Origin of the sequence: Mycolicibacterium holsaticum DSM 44478 = JCM 12374, from assembly GCF_019645835.1 — a bacterium.
GTDB classification, from domain to species: Bacteria; Actinomycetota; Actinomycetes; order Mycobacteriales; family Mycobacteriaceae; genus Mycobacterium; species Mycobacterium holsaticum.
This window is the reverse complement of the sequence record NZ_CP080998.1, coordinates 5,027,490-5,045,050: the sequence shown is the minus strand read 5'-3', so window position 1 is coordinate 5,045,050 and position 17,561 is coordinate 5,027,490. Positions and strand designations below refer to the sequence as shown.

Sequence of the window (17,561 nt, the reverse complement as noted above, 5' to 3'; positions counted from 1 at the left end):
GTCTCAGCTATTTGCTAGTTGAAGCTTTCCGCGTGACTTTGTGATCTGCACGCTTTCGCAACCGACGCAGTGTCGAGTGCGAAGCGTTTCCGGCACCGCGGCGTCAAGACGGCGTCAGGTGGTGGCTATCGCGGGTTTCAAGCCTGATGTAGTTCGTCAGCATGTTCTCGGCGTCGACCGGGACGAAGCCAGTGGACTCGATTTTCGTCAGGTCCAGCGCGCTGTTGGCTGGGCGCGGAGCAACGGGTCCTTCGGCCTGGCCGAAGTACACAGTGGTGGGCACGCCGGTCACCCGACTCGGGTCGTGGCCGGCAACAGCAAACGTATGTTGTGCGATCTGTACCCATGAACGAACCGAACCGGATCCCGTCACGTTGTAGACGCCATAGGGCGCGCGGGTCTCCGTCACGTGCCGGACCGCCCGCGCCAGTTCCGACGTGAACGTCAAGCGCCCGAATTGATCGTCGACTACGGACGGGTTCACGCCGCGGTCGGCGAGCGACAACATCGCGCGTACAAAATTGCGTCCGTCACCGATCACCCATGACGTGCGCAGGATGTAGTGGCGCGGCAGCGTGGCAACCAGTTGATCGCCCGCGGCCTTGGTTTGTCCGTAAACGCCGAGCGGCGCCAGCGGGTCGTCCTCGCGGTATGGCCGCGCGCTCGTGCCGTCGAACACGTAGTCGCTCGAGATATGGACAACGGTGATGCGATGCGCGGCCGCCACCCGCACCAGGGCCGCCACACCGGTGACGTTGGTAGCCCACGCCGCGGAACGTCCTTCTGCGGTCTCAGCCGCATCGACACTGGTGTACGCCGCGGCGTTGATGATCGTGTCGTAATCGCGCCAGTCACGCGCGGAATCAAGATCGCTCACCGTCAGGTCGAGATCGTCTCGCCCGACGAACTCGACCGTCGTCGTGTCTGCGTATGCGTGGCGCAAAGCGCGGCCCAGCTGTCCGTCCGCGCCGAGGACCAGGGTCTTGGGCGACGGTATGGGTTCGATTTCGGCCAGGCGCGGTTGGGCCCGATCCTTGTCCGACATCACCGCTTGGCTCAACGGAATTGGCCAGTCGATAGCGACGCTCTCATCGCCAGGGTCTACAGATGTGTAGTTCGCGTCGGGTGAGTAGTGATCGTTGACGAGGTAGGAGTAGACGGTATTCGGCGCCAGCGTCTGGTACGCGTTGCCGACCCCGCGGGGCACGAAGACTGCGCGCGACGGGTCGAGCTCTACGGTGAACACTGTTCCAAATGACGGGCCCGCCCGCAGGTCGACCCACGCACCAAACGCCCGTCCGGCGGCAACCGAAACGAACTTGTCCCAGGGTTCGGCATGGATACCGCGCGTCGTACCCACCGCTTCGTTGAAGGCGATGTTGTGTTGTACAGGCCCGAAATCCGGCATCCCGGCGGCCGTCATCTTCGCGCGCTGCCAGTTCTCCTTGAACCAGCCGCGATTGTCGCCGTGGACCGGCAGTTGCCAAACCGAAAGCCCCGGAATAGGTGAATCCTTGGTGTCAAATATCTTGCCGTACTCGGTCATTTCGATTGACTTCTCCGTCATTGCCCGAGTTGGGCGTAGAACGCTTCGGTGGCCTCTTTGGCCGGTGCCCACCAGTCCTCGTGTTTCCGATACCAGTCAATAGTCGCCGACAGCCCCTCCTCGAAATCTCCGTACCGTGGCCGCCACCCGAGCTCTGCGCGCAGTTTTGTCGAGTCGATTGCATACCGCAGATCATGACCGGTGCGATCCGCGACGTTGTCGTAGGCATCGGCATCCTGCCCCATCATGGTCAGGATCAACTCGACGACGGTTCTGTTGTCCCGCTCCCCGTCGGCGCCGATGAGATACGTCTCTCCGACTCTGCCGGCTTCCAAGATCTGCAGCACTGCCGACGAATGATCGTCGGCGTGGATCCAGTCGCGTACATTGCGTCCGTCGCCGTACAGTTTCGGCCGAATACCCCACAAGATGTTGGTGATCTGCCGTGGGACAAACTTTTCGACGTGCTGGTAGGGCCCGTAGTTGTTGGAGCAGTTCGAAATCGTTGCCGCCACACCATAAGAGCGGACCCAGGCGCGTACCAACATGTCGCTGCCGGCTTTGGTCGAGGAGTACGGCGAAGACGGGTTGTAGGAAGTGGATTCGGTGAACCTCGCGGGATCGTCGAGTGCCAGGTCGCCGTACACCTCGTCGGTGGAGACATGGTGAAGTCGGGTGCCGTGCTTGCGGACTGCCTCGAGTAGCGTGAACGTCCCGATCACGTTGGTGTGCACGAATGGCTCGGGGAAGTTGAGGGAGTTGTCGTTGTGCGATTCGGCGGCATAGTGCACCACCGCGTCGACAGATGCCACCAGTTCCTCGACGAGCTCCGCATCGGCGACGTCACCATGGACGAACTTCAATCGGGTTTCGGGCAGCCCGGACAACGACGCCAGATTGCCGGCATAGGTGAGTTTGTCGAGCACCGTGACGTGATGGTCGGTGTGGTCGAGGACGTAGTGCACGAAGTTGGATCCGATGAAGCCCGCGCCGCCGGTGACGAGAAGCCGAGCCACTAGCAGCCTCTTTCGAGGAGGTCCAGCAGATACGTTCCGTAGCCGGACTTGACCGACGTCATAGCCCGCTCACACAGCTCGTCGTCGCTGAGAAAGCCCTGGCGCCAGGCGATTTCCTCGGGTACCCCGATCTTCAGCCCAGTGCGGCGTTCCATCGTGCGTACATAGTCGGCGGCGTCGGTCATCTGGTCGAAAGTTCCGGTGTCCAGCCATGCGGTCCCACGTGGCAGCACCTGCACACGCAGACGTCCCTGCTCCAGGTAGGCGCGGTTGACGTCGGTGATCTCGTATTCGCCACGCTCGCTGGGGGCGAGGTCCTTGGCGATCGCCACGACGTCGTTGTCGTAGAAGTACAGCCCCGGGACCGCGTAGTTGCTTCTTGGTTGCTTGGGCTTTTCCTCCAGGGACACCACCGTTCCGCTCGCGTCGAATTCCACGACGCCGTACGCGGAGGGCTCGCTGACCCAGTAAGCGAATATCGTGCCACCGTCGATGTCGTCGAAACGTTTGAGTTGGGTGCCCATGCCCGGCCCGTACAACAGGTTGTCACCAAGAATCAGCGCCACCTTTTCGGCCCCGAGGAAATCCTCGCCGATCGTGAAGGCCTGGGCCAGCCCGTCGGGTGAGAGTTGTTGGGCGAAGGTGATCGACACCCCGAATCGCGATCCGTCACCCAGCAGTCGCTCGAAGCTTTCCGCGTCGTGCGGCGTCGTGATGACCAAGATGTCCCGGATACCCGCCAGCATCAGGGTGGAGAGCGGGTAATAGATCATGGGCTTGTCGTACACGGGGATCAGCTGCTTGGACACCCCGAGCGTGATCGGATGCAGTCGGGTACCGGATCCACCCGCGAGGATGATCCCTTTCACGGCACCGCCGGTAGATAGACGCCGCCCGAAAGTGGAGCCGCGCGTAGAGAACCAAGCGCGCCGCGCGCGGTCGTAGTCATTGTCCGCTCAGTTGACCACCGGCAGCGCCGACTATGCGGTCGCCTTTTCGGTGTCACGGGAAACGTTTGAGTCATTGCTGTCTGCCTTGGTGCCGGTGGTGCTCGACGTCGTCGTGGTTGCGGTCGACGTGTCGTCCGGTCCATCGTCATCGTTCTTGACTGCCGCGGGGTCGTTTTCGCCCGTCACCGGGTCGGTGTCGGTGTCGGTCTCATCGTCTGTCTCCGCGTCGACATCCGTGCTGACTTCTTCGTCGACGTCCGCGTCCACCTCCGCCTCGTCATCCACGTCGGTACCGATTGTGGCGTCTTCGGCGGGCGTCTCGGGGGTTAGTTCCGCGTCGGCGAGGATCTCGTCGGTCACCTCGGCTTCGGTGGGAATCTCGTCGGTCACCTCGCCTTCACCGGGTTGCTCTTCGCCTTCGGCCGTTCCGGTTTCAGAGGTTTCATCAGTTGATTCTGTTGCCATCTTGAGCGCGGCAACGAAGCCAGGCTGTTCTTCGGCGCCCGCGGTGTCGGCCGCCATCAGCGCGGCTTCTGGCTCTGGCTCTGGCCCTGGCTCCGGTTCGGGCGCCGGCGCCGGAAGGACCCCGATAGCCTGCAGCAGGTTCTTGAGCCCGTTGGCAATCCATTCGAGCGCTTGGACCAGCGGTTGGAATGGCCACAGCGTGTAATCCAGGACGTTCACCGCCAGCGCGAGGAAACCTTGTGCTGCGGCGTAGGCGTTGCTGTAAAGGTTGATAGCGGCAGTGCCAAAGAAGCCGGCGACAGTGGTTTGAGTGCCGTTGCCCCAAGGGGAAATACCGAGCGCGGCATTGCCAACACCGATCGCTGAGGCGGTGCCCGGACCCAATTGCAAGACGAGATTGCCCGCGCCTGAGGCGCCAGCATTAGCGGGCGCGTTCCCCATCGGGGAGGCACTGATGATGATGTTGGGTCCGCCAATCGAAGACGCGGTACCCGGCCCCACCTGGGTGACGATCCCGAAAAGGGAGAACATTGCCGCGGCAGTCGCATTGTCGCCGAACGCGGTTGCGGCGGTGAAGGCGCTCAGAGCAGCCGTGGCGTTGGCGCCGGAGCCGATCGCCACCGCGGTGCTGAAGAATCCCAACGAGGCGTTCGCAGTGGCACCGGGGCCGATCGCGATAGCGATTGTCGTGATGTTGCTCGAACAACCGTTGCCGTTGTTCAGCCCGAAGGCGGAGAAGCACGTCGCGTTAGCGGCCGGGGCTCCATTGACGGCACCGGTCGCAATGGCGGTGGAGACGGCCAACGCGCCGAACAACGATCCGCGCTTTTTCACTCGATGCTGAGCCATCGCAATCCTAGTTCCTCGTAGGACATTGCCAGTTCCGGACATTACCGTTGCATCTGCAGGTCCGGAGGCTTTTTTGCACGTTAATTTACTTTGCGGACAATATCCAGTGAATCCAGTGATCGGGTGAATGGGCCGAGAGCCCGCTTTACCGCTGAACGCCCCGCGTGCACAGGGTTTGACCAGCGAATTCGGGTTTGCGATGAGCGCGACGCGCTGCTAGCAGCAGGGGCGCGACCTGTGCGCTCGATCAGGTTGGCTTGAGGTTTACAGGTTGCAGCTCAGTTGTAACCGCTTCGTCCTCTTCCTCTTTTGGCAGCAGAAAGGCCCGCGCTACCGGACGCGGTGCCACGGACCGCAGCATCCGACTGGCCGGACGCGGACGAACGACTTGAGGCCACCAGAACCAACGCCCGAGCAGTGCGGCAATAGAAGGTGTGAGAAACGCGCGCACAACCAGCGTGTCGAACATCAAACCCAGGGCGATCGTGGTTCCGACCTGACCGATGATCCGCAAATCGCTGACCACCATCGCACCCATCGTAAACGCGAACACCAGTCCCGCATTCGTGACGACTTTGCCTGTACCGCCCATCGCGCGAATGATGCCGGTGTTGATCCCGGCGGCGATTTCCTCCTTCATTCGGGAAACCAGCAACAGGTTGTAGTCGGAACCGACTCCAAGGAGGACGATGACGGCCATCGGGAGCACCATCCAGTGCAAATTGATGCCCAAGATGTACTGCCATATCAGCACTGCCAAGCCGAACGACGCGCCCAACGAAAGGCCCACCGTACCGACGATCACCAGGGCCGCGATGATGCTGCGGGTCATCACGAGCATGATGATGAAGATCAAGCAGAGAGCACTTACAGTCGCGATGTACAGGTCGTACTTCGAGCCATCGCGAAGGTCCTGAAATGTCGACGAAGCGCCTGCGAGATAGATGCTGGCGCCTTGCAACGGCGTCGTCTTGAGCGCTTCCTCGGCCGCCATTCGTATCTGATCGATATTCGCAATACTCTCGGGCGCGCCGGGGTCACCCTTGTGGGAAATGATGAATCGAGCTGCTTTTCCATCGGGTGATAGGAAAGAACCCATTGCACGCTGGAAATCAGGGTTCTTGAACACTTCTGGGGGCAGATAGAACGAATCGTCGTTGTTAGCGGCATCGAATGCCTGCCCCATCGCAGTGGCGTCTCCAGTTGATTCGTTGAGCACGTCGAAGATCCCGGCCATGGTGCTGTGCATCGTCAGCAGCATGTCCCGCATCTGGGACATGATCTCGATCATTCGAGGCAATGACTCAAGTAATTTCGGCAACAGGACATCCATTTTTTCCATGCCGGTCACGAGGTCCTGCATCTTGAGGGTGAGCGTGTCTACGGTGTCGAGCGCATCGTAGATACTTCTTAACGCCCAACATACTGGGATGTTCATGCAATGCGGTTCCCAGTAGAAGTAATTACGGATGGGTCTGAAGAAATCATCAAAATCGGCAATGTGATCTCGGAGATCGGCGACTACCAGCGACATATCTTTCGTCGTACTGATCGAATCATGGGTGATTTCGGTGAGTCGCTGCTGCACTTCGTACATCGTCTTCGCCAAGGCAATCTGTTTGTCCATTAGCTCGGCCTGTGTCAGCATGTCGTTCACGCGGTCCTTCATGTGCTCCATCATCTGGACCATTCCGGCGTTCTGCATACTGATCAAAAATGGTATTGAAGTACGTTCAATGGGTGTGCCCTCTGGGCGGGTGATGCCCTGCACTCGAGAAACTCCAGGGACTTGGAATATCGCTTTGGCGAGCCTGTGTAGCACGAGAAAATCATCGGGGTTGCGCATATCGCGGTCGGTCTCGATCATGAGAATATCGGGCATCATCCGCGCTTGGGAGAAATGGCGATCGGCGGCCGCATAACCCAGGTTGGCTGGAACATCCCCGGGTACGTATTTTCGGTCGTCATAGCTTGTCTGATAGCCGGGCAGCGCGATCAAGCCGACCAACGTGATCGCTAACGTGGCAACCAGTATCGGGCCCGGCCAGCGCACGATGGCTGTACCAACCCGGCGCCACCGCCGCGTTCCAATTCGCCGCTTGGGATCGCACAGCCCAAACCCACTTCCGACGGTCAAGACCGCAGGAACAAGCGTGAGCGCGATGCCAACCGCGACAACCATACCGACGGCGCACGGCACACCGACGGTCTGGAAGATCGACATTCGCGTGAAGCTCAGGCACAACAATGCGCCGGCGATGGTCAAACCAGATCCCAAAACCACGGGAGCAACCCCACGATAGGTGGTGTAGAAGGCCGTTTCGCGGTCCTGACCAGCTTGACGTTCCTCTTGATACCGGCCGAAGAAGAAGATCCCGTAATCGGTGCCGGCGGCCATAGCAAGAGCTACCAGCATGTTGATGGAGAAAGTCGAGAGCAGGACCAGGTCAATGTGTCCGATAAAGGCGACGATTCCCCGGGCGGCAAAGACTTCTACTCCAACCGTGAACAGCAGCAGTATGACGGTCGCGATGGATCGGTAGACAACGAGCAGCACCGCGAAGATGATCAGGGCGCCTACCAGCGTCAGCCTCAGGATCGAGCTTTCACCGCTGTGCGTCATATCCCCGACGAGCGCTGCCGAGCCGGTGACATAGATGTCGATTCCCGGAGGCGGTGGCGTCCGGTCAACGATCTCGCGCACCGCTGCCACGGAGTCCTGCGACTTGGGTGTGCCTTGGTCGCCCGCCAGATTCAGCTGTACATAAACCGCCCGGCCGTCAGCGCTTTGCGCGCCCGCCGCGGTCAGCCGATCGCCCCATAGGTCCTGGACATGCTGAACGTGGGGGTCGCTTCTGAGCTCGCGGATCAGTCCTTCGTAGTACGGCCGAACATCGTCGCCGAGAGGTTGCTGACCCTCCAGCACGATCATCGCCATGCTGTCTGAATCGGACTCCTGGAAGACTTTGCCCATCCGGGCCATCGCCTCGACCGCCGGCGCGTCCCGTGGACTCATCGGCACGGCCTGTTGCCTGCCGACCTGTTCGAGAGAGGGGACCGCAAAGGTCACGAGTAGGGTCAGCGCGACCCAGGCAAGGATGATGAACGGCGCGAACTTGCGGATCGTCCGAGCTATGACGGGACGCCGACGGTGCACGGTGCTCATGGCGTCGTTAGCAGGCACCAACAGCCGATGCGATCGTCATTGACCGGCGCCACGATGCTCTCCGCCGCTGCCGGCATCCGCCGCGAAGTCTGCACCCTCCGGCGGCGGGCTCTGCAATAAGGCGCGCACTAACGGACGTGGGCCGGTGGACCTGAGCAACGAACTTGCGGGCCGCTGACGCACTCGTTGCGGCCACCAGAACCACCGTCCCAGCAGTGCGGCAATCGACGGCGTCATGAAGGCGCGCACGACCAAGGTGTCGAACAGCAGACCCAGGCCGATCGTCGTGCCGATCTGGCCGATGCTGAGCAGGTCGCTGATCGCCATCGAGCCCATCGTGGCGGCGAACACCAAACCCGCCGTGGTCACGACCTTGCCGGTGCCCGCCATTGCGCGAATGATGGCGGTGTTGATGCCTGCGCCCAGTTCATCCTTAATCCGCGCGACAAGCAGCAAATTGTAATCGGAACCCACGGCCAACAGCACGATCACTGCCATCACAAGCACCGCCCAGTGAATCGGAATGCCGAGCAGATACTGCCAGACGAACACAGACACCCCGAACGCTGCGCCTAACGAGACCAGAACCGTGCCGACGATAACTATTGCGGCAACGACACTCCTGGTCATGATCAGCATGACAATGAAGATCAGGCAGATCGCTGCGACAACCGCGATTATCAGGTCGAATTGCGATCCGACGACGATATCTTTCGTCATGGCCGCGGTGCCGCTCAGATAGATCGGAGAGCCCTCCAAAGGAGTTCCTTTGAGCGCCTCTTCGGCGGCATTCCTGATTGCGTCGACCCGCGCGATACCCTCCGGCGACGCGGGATCCTCTTTTTGGGTGATGAACATGCGGACGGACTTTCCGTCGGGCGATATAAATATGTCGATCACCCGTTTGAAGTCTTCATTCTTGAAGATCTCCGGAGGAATATAAAATGAATCATCGTTCTGGGCCGCGTCGAACGACTTTCCCATGGCAGTCGGATCGACGTTGGCTTCGTCCATCTGACCGAAAACACCAGTCATGGTGGCATGCATACTCAGCATCATCGTCCGCATACTTTCCATGATGGCGATCATCTGGGGAAATTGGACGAGCATTTGCGGCATCAGCACGTCTAGCTTGTCGAGATTCAACACCAAATCATCCAGCTTTTCGGTGAGCGCATCGACCCCGTCGATTGTGTCGAACAAACTCCTTATCGACCAACAAAGCGGAATGTTGTAGCAGTGCGGCTCCCAAAAGAGATAATTACGTATTGGCCTGATGAAATCATCGAAATGCGCAATGCTGTCCCGCAGTCTTTCCGTGATTTCCTGGACCTCATGGGTTTTGGCGGTCATGTCGTGCATCGTCGCGGCCATCTCTTCCATCAGGCCATACATTTGCCGCATGATTTTCACCGCTTCCTCGAGCATGCCGGCCTGCTCGAGGATCTGATCCATCTGTGTCTTCTGAAATGCCATGTACTGCTGTTGACCCGCTTGTTGCATGCTGAGCATGTAGGGGATCGTCGTGTGCGGGATTGGGGTGCCCTCAGGTCGAGTTACCGCCTGCACCTTCGATACGCCCGGTACGGCAAGTACGACTTTGGCGAGTTTGTTCAAAATCAAGAAATCGGTCGGATTGCGCAGATCCCGATCGGTGGAGACCATCAATATCTCGGGCGTCATCATCACCGACTCGGGAAAGTGTCGCGCCGCCGCCGTCATCCCTTGGTTAGCCGGAATATTCGTCGGAAGGTATTTCTGATCGTTGTAGCTCGGTTTGAAACCCGGCAGGATGAGCAGCCCGACAAGGGTCAGGGCCATCGTGGCGGTCAGGATGGGTGCGGGCCACCTGACGATCGCCGTACCGACTCGCCGCCACCCGTAATGGTTGAGACGTCGCTTGGGGTCGAGCAGACCGAACCTGCTTCCCACAACAATAACGGCGGGAAAGAGTGTGAGAGCTACCGCGATCGCCACCAATACGCCCACGGCACACGGCAGTGCTAACAGACTGAAGAACTGCAATCGGGTGAAGCTCAGACAGTAAAGGGCACCGGCGATCGTCAAGCCGGAGGCCAAGACCACCTTGGCGACCCCGTGATAGGTGGTGTAATAGGCGGTTTCTCTGTCCTCGCCTGCTTGCCGCGCCTCCTGGTAGCGCCCGAAGAAAAAGATCCCGTAGTCGGTACCCGCCGCAATGCACAGGGCCACCAGCAGGTTCACGCCGAAGGTGGTCAGACCAATGAAGTCGTACAAGCCAAGCAGCGCGACAACTCCTCGCGCGGCCTGCAACTGTGTTGCTACCACAGCCAACAAGATGAAAGCGGTCGCGAGGGAACGGTATACGAATAGGAGCATTACGAGGATCACGGAGATGCTCACCACCGTGATCAGGATTACCGTGCTATTCCCGCTTGCGCTGATGTCCGCGGCAACTGCCGACGGCCCGGTGACATATACCGCAAGTCCCGGCGGTGTTTGCACACGGTCGACGATGGCCCGAACCGCTGTTACCGATTCAATGGTCGAGGCTTGGTCTTGGTTTTGACTACCGACCAGGCTTACTTGGACATATGCGGCTTTGCCGTCGCTGCTCTGTGCGGCTCCCCTGGTGAGTTCGTCACCCCAGAAGTCTTGAACGGACAGCACATGCTTGTGATCGGCCCGCAGCTCACCAATCAACTGGTCGTAGTAGTTGTGAGCATCCTGGCCCAGGGGCTGCTCGCCCTCCAGGACGATGATCACGGCGCCGCCAGAGTCGGGTGCGTCGAAGGCATCGCTCATCCGCTCGGCAGCTTGAAATGACGGCGCATCTGTGGGGTTCAACGAAAGCGCCTGACGCTGTTCGACCTCCTCGAGCGTCGGGACTGCGACAGTCAGGATGCCGATGATCACCAACCACGCCAGAATGATCGGTACCGAAAGTCGCCGGATGGTCCGCGCTGCCAACGGTCGATTGCTGTGCAGCTGGTGATTGCTCATGCGGCCTTCAGCATGCAGCTGGTGAAGGTGCTGACCGCGTGCTGTTTGATGTTTTCTGATTTGACGACGTTGTCCACCAAGATGCGGCAGCCCAGACTTTCGCTATCCCCGTTGGCTGCGATGCTGCCAACACCGGCTGCCGTGGTGATCGGGAATTCGAGTGTCCACGGCAAGGACACGTCTCTGACGAACTTCGGGTTACCGTTTTCGTCGAAATAGCTGATCTGCGCGACAGTGCCTGGCGGCCCAAAGATCTCGTATCTCAAGTATTTCGGGTTGACGGGCGTCTCGTCATCGACTTTGGTATCGCCGTACGACAATGCGTTCACGGTGCCGAAGATGCTGTGCAGGCGCGATACCGTGAATGCTCCAGCGATGATCACAAGCACGATGACGAGTGGAAGCCAGACCCGCCGGAAAAGGCGGAACATCGCGGAGGCCGGGGTGCGGCGTCTCCTACGACCTGACCCGTTGACTGGAGGCCTGGGCGAAGGTTGACGTCCTCGCCGCCTAAGCAGGCCGCGCCGGCGAACCCGCTCGGGCCCGTCACTGCTGTCATCGACGGCGACATCGGAGAGGGCAGGTCCAACGTCGTGTGCACTGCCGTCGACCACCGCACCCATCCCTTTCCCCTTTCGACGTTTCGCCCCAGGGGCCATGCCAGCCGAACGGCGGTCTACCGCTAGGGCCCACCGCCTTGGAGGCCGGGGCCGATCTTGAGGACACCTAACCATGTAGGTGGTGCCCATATTGACGTTTCCGTAACGGATCGTAAAGCATGACCCTGAGATGCAGCCCAGGATTTTGCACCGCTCGTGATCTCTGCCCGAGCGTTGCGGTGAAGAGATCAGCAAACGTACTGATCACCAGAGTCTTCGCGTCCTCGCACTTTCATTCGGGGATGACCTGCCGAGGAGTCGTTCAGTCGATCTCGGCACAAAGGTTGAACTCGGTTAGCGTGCGTTCGACCAGATTCCGCAACGCGGCCTTCGTGGTTACGCCGCCGGGTTGGTAGGCCTGGATGCTCATCGAGATCTTGCCGACCGTTGGTAGCCGGCCGAACAAAACCTGCAATTGTCCACCGGTTCGCTCCAGCCGGTCTTGCGTGATGTATTGGTTCGTTCCGCGGGCCCAAGCGGACTGGCACTGGGTACCGTCGGGACAGGTCACCGCCGAGCCGACGTCGCCGAAGTTGGAAATGACCGTCGGCTGGTCGGGGTCGTCCATCGCCCACTCCATCAGCTGTTTCCACGTGCTCCTGGGGGTGAGCGGGGTAAGCGGAAGAAGCGGCGATGCTTCGTCCGGGGTATCCCGCAGGGTCTTCAGCGCTTCTTTTATCGCGTTGCGGGCAGCGCCTAGATCCGTCGTCACGTGCGTCGGGTCGATGCTCGCGCGGGCAAAAGACACCGCCACTGCGCGCGTGTCGTCTTCGGTGCGGTCGCTGACGATGACCTGCATCTTGACAGTGCCATCGTCGGGATGTCGTCGACCAAGATGCTCCCCGAGTCTTGCAGCCAAACCGGTGGCCAGTGTGTTGCTCGCCCCACCAAGGGCCTGCGCGCGGGCATCCCATTCCTCCGCGTCGATCAGAATCCAGACACCGGGCACCACGACACGGCGATCTTCTCCGAGGGCAGCGGTTGGCGTTGTGGGCTTTCTGGCGTCATCGGTTTGGCGTCGCCGCGCCTCCTTCGCCGCAGCTATAAGAGCCCGGGTGACCTCGGGCACGTCACGGGCGGTCTGGCCGGTGTCCTCGACCACGGCCCGCAGTCGAGTGCGCGACCGCGGCGGGGGGTAATCGTGTTCACGCGCCAAGCCCATGATCGCCTTGGCGACTTCGACGACGCTGCCGAGGCCGTCGAGCACATAGTGGGATATCACCCCGGTGATCGCGGTCGAGCCGTCTGTCAGAGGGAGGACGCCGATGTGCCATGCGGGCCCTTGTTCCGGGTCAACGGGTAGTTGCGCGCGTTCGTCGAACCAGTCGCCGAGTTCGGCGCGTGGACGGGCAGTCTCGGCGATGTCGATCGGAGCCGGCCGTAGATCGGCAACCCACCGGTACCGGGCGAACGGCAGGGGAGGACGCTCGATGAGCCGTCCCCACAGCGAGCGACTCATGGTCTGGTGAAACCGCTTCAGCCCATCAAGGTCGATCGCACGGTCGTAAAGCCATGCGACCTGCATGACTTCTTTCTGGCCACTGGCGCGATGTCCCGCGTAGAACGCTTGGTCCATCAGCGCGAGCCGATTGTCCGGGCGCGCGTTACCGGTCGATGCGCGGACAGGGCGGTCCTGGGTTGTCACTGAGAGCCTCCGAGGGCACAGAAGTCGCGCGTGGCCCCCGCTAGGGCGTCGGTGTCGACTGGTGGAACTTATTTGACATGAGCGTCAGAATAACCGACATACCTTTACATTCTGGGCGGTTTTCGTAGTGGTCTATGGCTGAGGCGGCGTGCTGCTGTCGGTTACGCTGCCCGGCGGGCTGTGGCACGTACAGGGACTGGGGGGTCGGAGCATCCGATGAAGTTCGTCCTGGCGTTCTACGGGACTCGCGGCGACGTCGAGCCCGGCCTCGCGGTAGGCCGCGAGTTGATGCACCGCGGGCATGAGGTGCGCATGGCGGTACCGCCGGACTTGATCGGCTCGGCCCAATCGGTGGGGCTTTCGACGGTCCCGTACGGACCCGATACGCAGGTGTGGCTGGAAGATACCCGCGACTTTTGGGGGTATTTCTTCCGCAACTTCTGGAAGGTCCGCGACGTGCGGAGGTATCTTCGCGAATCCCGCGAGCCCGGTATCCGGGCTTGGGGGGAGATGACCAGGACCCTGATAGCGGAGATGGACGGTGTCGATCTCCTGGTTACCGGGATCAGCTACGAAGAACTCGCATTCGACGTCTCGGAATATTGCCGTACACCGTTGGCGACGGTCTTGTGGTTCCCGATGCGGGTGAACGGCCGGCTGGTACCGAACCTGCCCGCGCCGATGGTCCGCACTGCGATGAAGCTGTACGAATGGCTGATCTGGCGGGGGGTCAAGGGCGTCGTCGGTGCGCAGCGGCGTGAGTTGGGTCTGCCACAGGCCGCAGGCCCCGTTCCGGGACGAATCGCCGAACGTGAGCTCCTGGAGATCCAGGCCTACGACGAGGTGTGTTTCCCCGGGCTGGCGAGCGAGTGGACGAGTTGGGATGGACAACGTCCGTTTGTCGGCACGCTGACGCTGGAGTTGGACACGAAGGCGGATGAAGACGTCATGTCGTGGATCGCCCAGGGGACTCCGCCGATTTGTTTCGGGTTCGGCAGCATTCCGGTGGACTCGCCGGCCGAGATGGTCGCCATGATCGCGGGAGCGTGTGCACGGGTGGGCGAGCGGGCGTTGGTGTGTGCGGGCTGGAGCGACTTCAGCGATACCCCACAGTTCGACCACGTCAAGGTGGTCGGTGCGGTGAACTACGCGACGATCTTTCCGGCTTGTCGGGCGGTCGTGCACCACGGCGGCGCGGGCACGACCGCAGCAGGACTGCGCGCCGGAGTCCCGACGCTCGTTCTCTGGATGGCAGACGTGCAGTTGATTTGGGGAGCCGCGGTCAAGGAGCTGAAGGTGGGTACCTCGCGGCGCTTTTCGGCCGCGTCCGAGAAGACGTTGGTTGCTGATCTGCGCACCATCCTCGCACCGCAGTATCTGCACCGCGCGCGTCAGATCGCGGCTCGGATGACAAGACCGACCGAGAGTGTCGCGTCCGCTGCCGACCTCTTGGAAGATCGAGCCCGGCGGCAGCGTGTCGGCTGAGCGATCCATGGAAACGTCAATAATTGACGTCCGCGCAAGTCTAGACTCAGCGCCGAAAATGCTGGTGTGCGAGATTGGGCGATTTTGACCATCACCGACTACGACGTGCGCGCTCTGTATCTGGATCTGCTTCGACGCAACCTGACCCGATACGGGATGCATGAGCGCCCACCCTCGGACTGGCCGTTGCGGCGGCGTCTGCTGCTCAAGACGGTCAACACTGTTGCCCCCAAGCTCAGAGGTGCGGGTCTGCGGAATCAACACCTGCGCGAAGCGGGTCTGGACTGGCCGCCTGAGGCCGAGACGATGATCGGCATGAAGAGGCTGACCAGCCTGCAGCGTTGCGTGGAAACCGTCCTGGCCGAGGACGTCCCCGGTGATCTCGTCGAAACCGGGGTATGGCGCGGCGGCGCATGCATTTTGATGCGGGCCGTGTTGGCGGCATATGGCGACACAACTCGCAGCGTGTGGTTGTGTGATTCTTTTCAGGGGGTTCCGCGCTCTGACACCGCTAATTATGCGGCGGACAAAGGGATCAGGGCAGAGTTCGCAGCCGGCATATTGGGTGTGTCAGAAGCGGAGGTAAGAGCGAACTTCGAGCGTTACGGGTTGCTCGACGCCCAAGTTCGTTTTCTCCCAGGGTGGTTCAAGGACACCCTGCACGACGCCCCCATCGAACGCATCTCCGTGTTGCGGCTCGACGGTGACCTTTATGAGTCCACGATCCAGGCCTTGGACGCGCTGTACCCACGGTTGTCGCCGGGAGGCTTCTGCATCATCGACGATTACCTGGCGGTAAAGGCGTGTGAAAAGGCTGTCACCGACTATCGCAAGCAGCACGGGATATCCGCGGAAATCATCGACATCGATGGAACGGGCGTGTTTTGGCGAAAATAGCGGAGCCATGGCCGGATTCATCCTCACAGCGCGCGCATGCCTGACGGCGAGGCTCTGGTACGGATCGGCATTCTGGGAGCGGCCCGCATTGCACCCGCGTCGCTGATCAAGCCGGCCAAACGCAACGCCGAGGTCGTCGTCGCGGCAGTGGCAGCGCGTGATACGTCGCGCGCCCGGCAATTCGCCGCCAAACATGGTATCGCGCGAGTGCACGACAGTTACGAAGCTCTGATCAGCGATCCGGATGTGGATGCGGTCTACAACCCATTGCCGAATGCCTTGCATGGCAGGTGGACACGAGCCGCGCTCGAGGCGGGTAAGCACGTCATATGTGAAAAGCCGTTCACCGCCAACGCGGCCGAGGCGCGCGAAATCGCTGATCTGGCGGCGAAGTCGGACCGCGTGGTCATGGAGGCATTTCACTATCGTTACCACCCGTTCGCATCACGCGTTGAGCAGATTATCGCGTCGGGGGAACTCGGCACACTGCTGCGCGTCGAGGCGGCCGACTGCTTTTGGGTGCCGAGGTTTTCGGCGAATGCCTACAATTTCTCGCTCGGCGGCGGCGCCCTCATGGATCTCGGCAGTTATGTGGTCGACATGCTGCGTACGTTCGGCGGTTCGACCCCGGAAGTTGTTTCCGCACAGGCGAAATTGCGTGGGTCTCAGGTGGATCGCGCGATGACCGCCGAGCTGCGTTTTGCCGACGGGCACACCGGCGGGCTCCGCTGTTCACTGTGGTCGGCGGATCTGCCGCATGTCACTGCCAGGGTGGTGGGGGACCGAGGTGAGCTTCGGCTCCATCCGGTGATCCCCTTCCAGCAGTTCTCGGTTCGGTCTGCCGACGGTCACCGCGTGGAGCGCTTCTTTCGGGCGCGCACCACCTACGACTATCAACTGGACGCCTTCGCCGCGGCGGTTCTGCGTGGTGAACCGGTGAAGACGACCGCAGCGGAAGCTGTCGAGAATATGACCGTGATCGATGCGATCTATCGTGCCGCCGGACTTCCGGTTCGTGAGCCCACCTAGACGCTAATCCAAAGATTCAGCTCTACTTTCGGTCGACGGCTGACGGCGGGAAGCCAGCGGTTCGAGCTCGTGGGGCAGGTCTGCGTCGCGGAGCCAGGAGTCGACGGTACGGGAAAAGAGGTCCGGATTGCTCAGCGGCCAGTTGTGGCCCATGCCGAGTGCGACCCGGTTGACCGCGTTCGGCATCGACTGCGCGAGCGCTGCGGCCGAGCGACGTACTAACCGCAACTCCTTACCGCCGGCGACGAATAGCGTTGGCGCGTGCGATTGATCGAGCCCGTTGGGGAGAGTGAAACCCGCGGAGGCTGCGGCAATGTGGGCAAACTGTGTGCCGGAATTGAGGCGTGCGTCCTCTTCGTAGCTTTGGTGCTTGGCCGCGTGGCGAGCATCCCAATGGCGGGTGATCAGCATCCATCGGAACAGGTCGCTGCGGGCAAACGCTCCCGCGACGCGGCGCGTTACCTGCGGTGCGGGCATCGTGTTGACGAACGCGCTGCTCAGCACCGCCCGGTCGACGACCTGAGGCGCGGTTGCCAAAACTTGTACGCCCACCTGGGCTCCGAGTGAAAACCCGACCAGGTGCGCTCGACCTCGCCTGACCCGGGTGCGGATGAGTTCTGCGACCGCATCCGCGGCTCGGCTCATCTCGAAGGGACCCTCCCAGAAACTCTTACCGTATTGCGGCAGGTCCGGTACGAGACAACGGTGATGCGCCATCCGCTCGACCACAGGCTCCCAGGTCCAGCCGCTCATCATCCCGCCGTGCAGGAACACGACGGCGGGCGCATCGACCGGACCGGATTCGAGCACGAACAGACCCACGTTTGCGATGCTATCCGCGCTCCCACCGCCGAATGAAGGCGGCGATGGAG

At 61.3% G+C, this 17,561-nt stretch carries 12 protein-coding genes; 3 read left to right on the top strand and 9 right to left on the bottom strand.

The features are described from left to right. Positions 1–103: 103 nt before the first annotated feature. The 8 genes from K3U96_RS24195 to K3U96_RS24160 form a co-directional block, all read right to left on the bottom strand. A complete protein-coding gene (locus tag K3U96_RS24195; protein ID WP_220693671.1) occupies positions 104–1,546 on the bottom strand; it encodes a sugar nucleotide-binding protein in 1,443 nt (480 codons plus the stop codon). Positions 1,547–1,563: 17 nt separating this feature from the next. Then, positions 1,564–2,562, bottom strand: a complete 999-nt coding sequence (gene rfbB, locus K3U96_RS24190) for a dTDP-glucose 4,6-dehydratase (RefSeq protein ID WP_220691331.1) — start codon at positions 2,560–2,562, stop codon at positions 1,564–1,566. Beyond that, positions 2,562–3,431: a glucose-1-phosphate thymidylyltransferase RfbA gene (rfbA, locus tag K3U96_RS24185; protein ID WP_220691330.1), complete on the bottom strand. Its 870-nt coding sequence runs from the start codon at positions 3,429–3,431 to the stop codon at positions 2,562–2,564. Before rfbA ends, rfbB begins: the two co-directional genes overlap by 1 nt. A gap of 111 nt (positions 3,432–3,542) precedes the next feature. Next, positions 3,543–4,826 carry a hypothetical protein gene (locus K3U96_RS24180; protein WP_220691329.1) on the bottom strand — a complete coding sequence of 428 codons (1,284 nt, stop codon included), beginning with the start codon at positions 4,824–4,826 and terminating at the stop codon, positions 3,543–3,545. A 247-nt stretch (positions 4,827–5,073) separates the two neighbouring features. After that, a complete protein-coding gene (locus K3U96_RS24175; RefSeq protein WP_220691328.1) occupies positions 5,074–7,992 on the bottom strand; it encodes an MMPL/RND family transporter in 2,919 nt (972 codons plus the stop codon). A 36-nt stretch (positions 7,993–8,028) separates the two neighbouring features. Next, positions 8,029–10,974: an MMPL/RND family transporter gene (locus tag K3U96_RS24170; RefSeq protein ID WP_220691327.1), complete on the bottom strand. Its 2,946-nt coding sequence runs from the start codon at positions 10,972–10,974 to the stop codon at positions 8,029–8,031. Continuing rightward, on the bottom strand, positions 10,971–11,405 hold the full coding sequence (locus K3U96_RS24165; RefSeq protein ID WP_220693670.1) for an MmpS family transport accessory protein: 435 nt from the start codon (positions 11,403–11,405) through the stop codon (positions 10,971–10,973). Before K3U96_RS24165 ends, K3U96_RS24170 begins: the two co-directional genes overlap by 4 nt. 490 nt (positions 11,406–11,895) lie before the next feature. After that, the gene (locus K3U96_RS24160; RefSeq protein WP_220693669.1) at positions 11,896–13,209 is read right to left on the bottom strand and encodes a condensation domain-containing protein; all 1,314 of its coding nucleotides are present in this window, start codon (positions 13,207–13,209) and stop codon (positions 11,896–11,898) included. Between the two features lie 285 nt (positions 13,210–13,494). On the opposite strand from K3U96_RS24160, the gene K3U96_RS24155 reads away from it, so the two are divergent. From K3U96_RS24155 to K3U96_RS24145, 3 genes are all read left to right on the top strand, one after another. Further along, positions 13,495–14,763, top strand: a complete 1,269-nt coding sequence (locus tag K3U96_RS24155; RefSeq protein WP_220691326.1) for a glycosyltransferase — start codon at positions 13,495–13,497, stop codon at positions 14,761–14,763. Between the two features lie 84 nt (positions 14,764–14,847). Further along, the gene (locus K3U96_RS24150) at positions 14,848–15,660 is read left to right on the top strand and encodes a TylF/MycF/NovP-related O-methyltransferase (RefSeq protein ID WP_275086171.1); all 813 of its coding nucleotides are present in this window, start codon (positions 14,848–14,850) and stop codon (positions 15,658–15,660) included. 36 nt (positions 15,661–15,696) lie between these two features. Continuing rightward, positions 15,697–16,689 (top strand): Gfo/Idh/MocA family protein, encoded by a 993-nt coding sequence (locus K3U96_RS24145; protein ID WP_220691325.1) that lies wholly within the window; start codon positions 15,697–15,699, stop codon positions 16,687–16,689. A 3-nt stretch (positions 16,690–16,692) separates the two neighbouring features. On the opposite strand, the gene K3U96_RS24140 is transcribed toward K3U96_RS24145, so the two are convergent. Further along, positions 16,693–17,511: an alpha/beta fold hydrolase gene (locus K3U96_RS24140; protein ID WP_220691324.1), complete on the bottom strand. Its 819-nt coding sequence runs from the start codon at positions 17,509–17,511 to the stop codon at positions 16,693–16,695. Positions 17,512–17,561: the final 50 nt, after the last annotated feature.

Excerpts from the sequence above, each read along its gene's own strand:
- K3U96_RS24195 (WP_220693671.1), bottom strand. The coding sequence starts at position 1,546 with ATGACCGAGTACGGCAAGATATTTGACACCAAGGATTCACCTATTCCG.
- K3U96_RS24180 (WP_220691329.1), bottom strand. The coding sequence starts at position 4,826 with ATGGCTCAGCATCGAGTGAAAAAGCGCGGATCGTTGTTCGGCGCGTTG.
- K3U96_RS24175 (WP_220691328.1), bottom strand. The coding sequence starts at position 7,992 with ATGAGCACCGTGCACCGTCGGCGTCCCGTCATAGCTCGGACGATCCGC.
- K3U96_RS24170 (WP_220691327.1), bottom strand. The coding sequence starts at position 10,974 with ATGAGCAATCACCAGCTGCACAGCAATCGACCGTTGGCAGCGCGGACC.
- K3U96_RS24165 (WP_220693670.1), bottom strand. The coding sequence starts at position 11,405 with ATGTTCCGCCTTTTCCGGCGGGTCTGGCTTCCACTCGTCATCGTGCTT.
- K3U96_RS24160 (WP_220693669.1), bottom strand. The coding sequence starts at position 13,209 with ATGGACCAAGCGTTCTACGCGGGACATCGCGCCAGTGGCCAGAAAGAA.
- K3U96_RS24155 (WP_220691326.1), top strand. The coding sequence starts at position 13,495 with ATGAAGTTCGTCCTGGCGTTCTACGGGACTCGCGGCGACGTCGAGCCC.
- K3U96_RS24145 (WP_220691325.1), top strand. The coding sequence starts at position 15,697 with ATGCCTGACGGCGAGGCTCTGGTACGGATCGGCATTCTGGGAGCGGCC.